Below are 3647 nucleotides of genomic sequence, written 5' to 3'. Positions count from 1 at the left end.
AACATAACCACAACAACGGAGAAGAAAACAGGGACGGGGAGAACCACAACATCAGCTGGAACAGTGGCTGTGAAGGGGAAACTGACCGTCAGGATATCATTGAACTGCGCTTTCGCCGCATGAAAAGTTTTATAGTCCTCCTCTTTCTTTCCCAGGGAGTACCGATGATGAGCGGGGGAGATGAATTTGCCCGAACAAAAAGAGGTAACAACAACAGCTGGTGCCAGGATAATGAAATCAGCTGGCTGGACTGGTCCTTTCTCGAAACTCACAGGGACTTTTACCGGTTTGTAAAAAAATGCATCCAGTTGAGAAAAAGCTCCGTACTTTTCAGGCAGGAACAATTTTTCAGCCCCGAAGGACAGACCGTCAATGAATTGCAACAAGTGCAGATCTCATGGCAGTTCCTGGTCCCAGGACAGCAGAACTGGAGTCACGACTGTCCCGGCCTGGCCTTCATGCTCTCCGGACCGGACCAGGATGGCAGTCAGGTTGCTTTTTTTATAATGATGAACGGCCACAAAACAGATAATTTGAAATTCACTCTTCCACAAATACCGTCTGAAAAAGATTCCTGGCATCTTCTCATTGACAGCACGGCCCTTCCACCCGGTGATTTTCCCGACGATATCCCAGCAATCACTTCCGATGTTTTTGAAGTCCCGCCATTTGGAACTGTTGTCCTCAAAACCGGCTGAAAGAGTTTTCCAGGCAATACTGGATAAACGCTCTTGCAATTTGTTAGCATTTATTGTTAACTGACTAAGAGTGAAGGAAGAAATGGGCCTGAAGGCTCACCATTCCAGTATCTGTGGTTCTTAATGCCTCCGGGAATTATGTTCCCGCCGGATACAATAAAAACGTCTGCCGGCGATGGACTTTCAGACAAGCTTTTGAGGTTACACCATGAGAAAAAGATCCAGTGTCATACTCACAATCATTTTAACAGTCTTAACTCTTGCAGCTTCCACAACAGTTTTTGCGGCATCAATGGCCACATATGAATTCACACTCACCGGAACCCAGATGATGAGTTATACTTTTGTCAACGGTGCATCCGGATCGAGCCCCGTTGATAATGGCCTCTATTCTGGTGCCCGGCTATTTAAAACCTGGAACGATCAGCAGGGGGTGTACACTGATCAGTACGCCAGTTACCAACAATCAAGTAACACTGCTTTCGTACTCTGGACACTCGGAGAAGACAGGATCGTTGACCTGCAACTCTGGGGCTATGGCGGACATGGAAACAACTGGGGAGAAACATATAAGGTTCAGGACTGGGTTTCAGCTTCTGCGACAGACCCGAACTGGCATCCATATATTGATTCGTGGCCCTCTTCATGGGGCCCCAGGCCGGACAACAATAATGGAGATCTCCAGGACTGGTGGGCGTCTGATGATGCTGAATGGGATTACGATTACAACCATGGTTTTGGTTTCCACGAAAGCAATTATCCGGAATTCATATTCAGTCTCACTCTGGATATGGATGACCCTGCATTTTACGGCAACAGTTCACCCTGGTATAATAACCAGGCTGGGCAGATGGTATTCTGGTTTGGCGCCTGGGCCATGAACGATGTCGGTCAGTTTACGGGATTTTATGAAGGAAATGTCATTCTCCAGGGTGAACTGGTCAATACTGTTCCCGAACCTGCGTCACTCCTTCTTTTTGGTATGGGTATTGTCACCGTTCTTGCGGGCACCGGATACCGAACGAAACAAACGCGCCTTGAACAATGAGAATTGTTCATTCAAATTTAAGAAACAGGGAAATTAAAAGTGCCGCATATTAACATATGAGAGCATTTTTAATTTTCCTTCCCCTTCTTTCTCTTCCCCCTGTATTCCTGAAAAAGAGTGTTTATCCTCTTCAATTCATGTAAAATACATCTTGATTGTCATAGTGCTTCAGCGGATAAATATGCCGGAAGCATAGCTGGGCCCGATGCTCAGCCATTTATCTGGCATATTTCAAAAATCACATTTTCTGGTTTTCATAAAAGAGCTCTACAATACCGTTTTGAAAATTCTGATTGTCTCAGATACCGTTCTTGCCCCCCTCCTCGAAGCAGGAGATAGTAATCCTGTCAGGGATGAAATTGATCTTATTCTCTCCTGCGGGGATCTGCCACCTGAATATTTAAGCTCACTGACATTTAAATTCAATGTCCCGCTTATGTATATCCTTGGCAACCACGACCTCCGCTACACGACTTCCCCGCCTTCAGGATGCCGGAATATCGACAGAAAACTGGTAACTTTTAATAACTTGAAAATTATCGGTTTTTCCGGGTCCAGGTGGTATAACGGCGGGGTAAATCAATATACGGAAAAAGAGATGAAGCGATTTATGAACAGGATGAGATTCTCACTCTGGCAGAAAGGTGCACCAGACATTGTTCTGACCCATGCCCCACCTCGACACGTCAACGATGAGGATGACCCTTGTCATAAAGGATTTTCTTACTACAATACGTTTATAGAAAGATATAAACCGACATACTTTCTTCATGGCCATATTCATAAATATTTTGCGGATAATTCCGAGAGAATTTCAATTGTCAATACAACCCGGGTAATTAACTGTTATGGTTTCTATATTCTCGAAATTTAACCCATTTCAAACCCTGAAAAGCAACACTCAAAAAAAGAAGGACCCGGATGCTGATTCCAGGTCCCGCAGTTTCAACAGTCGCCGAGAAAAAGAAAAGGCCTACGAATCGATACAACGGGGTACTTCCATGGTTCCCCTGGAAAAAATAGTCGGCAGTGTCGGCAGGTACCATGATTTCGATAATCAGTTCAGAACAGGAAAAGGAGGTATGGATGAACGGCTCGAAGCCATTCTCAAAGCCATGAAAGCAGGCAGAGCCATGCCGCCAGTCTCCCTCTACCAGATCAAAGATGATTACTATATTCTGGATGGCCATCACCGCTTCCAGGCAGCAAAACGGTTGGGATACAGAGAAATCCGCTCACATATTATTGAACTGCTGCCATCGGAAAACAGTCTGGAAAACAGATTATACCGTGAAAAAACAGAGTTCAAAGATAAAGGTGGTCTCCCGCAACGTATTGAACTGACAGAACTCGGCCTGTTTGACCACCTTGAAAAACAAATTGAGGAACACCGAAAATACCTGGAAAAAGAACAGGAAGAAACGGTAAACTACAGGGATGCCGCTCTTGACTGGTACAACACTATTTATAAACCGCTTGCCACTGTCATAAAGGAGAGCAACCTGATCCACTCTTTTCCCGGAAGAACCGTTGACGATCTCTATCTCTATATTTCCACCCACCAGTGGGAAATGGGGAAAAAAAGAAAATACGGTATCGGTGTCGACAAGCTCATCCCCAAGGACATGGAGGAATTCAGAAAAAAAATGGCCAGGCATAAAGAACAGAAATACCCTGAAATGCGTCCGGAAATGACTGTTTTTATCCTTTTAAACGTGGACGGGAAATACGAACAGCGCATCTTCAACAAACTCATTGCCCTGGATGAAGTCAGGGAAGTGCACGCCGTGCACGGTTCCATTGATCTGATTGTCAAGGTCACCCTGGTCAGGGATTTGCTCTCTTCTGATGCGGAACTTCTGACCGATTTTATTCTCACAACCATACGCAAATGGACTGGA

At 45.2% G+C, this 3647-nt stretch carries 3 protein-coding genes and 1 pseudogene; all 4 read left to right on the top strand.

The window, feature by feature from the left end; all coding sequences use genetic code 11:
* Positions 1 to 698, top strand: a pseudogene (locus ACXLDX_RS09375) (glycogen debranching enzyme); the annotation flags it as partial.
* A 208-nt stretch (positions 699 to 906) separates the two neighbouring features.
* Positions 907 to 1746: a PEP-CTERM sorting domain-containing protein gene (locus ACXLDX_RS09370; protein WP_457576916.1), complete on the top strand. Its 840-nt coding sequence runs from the start codon at positions 907 to 909 to the stop codon at positions 1744 to 1746.
* A 280-nt stretch (positions 1747 to 2026) separates the two neighbouring features.
* Positions 2027 to 2620, top strand: a complete 594-nt coding sequence (locus ACXLDX_RS09365) for a metallophosphoesterase family protein (protein ID WP_457576915.1) — start codon at positions 2027 to 2029, stop codon at positions 2618 to 2620.
* Positions 2595 to 3647: ParB N-terminal domain-containing protein (locus ACXLDX_RS09360; protein ID WP_457576914.1), on the top strand; the 1053-nt coding region annotated here is incomplete at its 3' end. The genes ACXLDX_RS09365 and ACXLDX_RS09360, both read left to right, overlap by 26 nt.

This window comes from Desulfomarina sp. (assembly GCF_054039375.1).
Note: the sequence above shows the minus strand (reverse complement) of the source record. Positions and strands in the feature narration are given on the sequence as shown.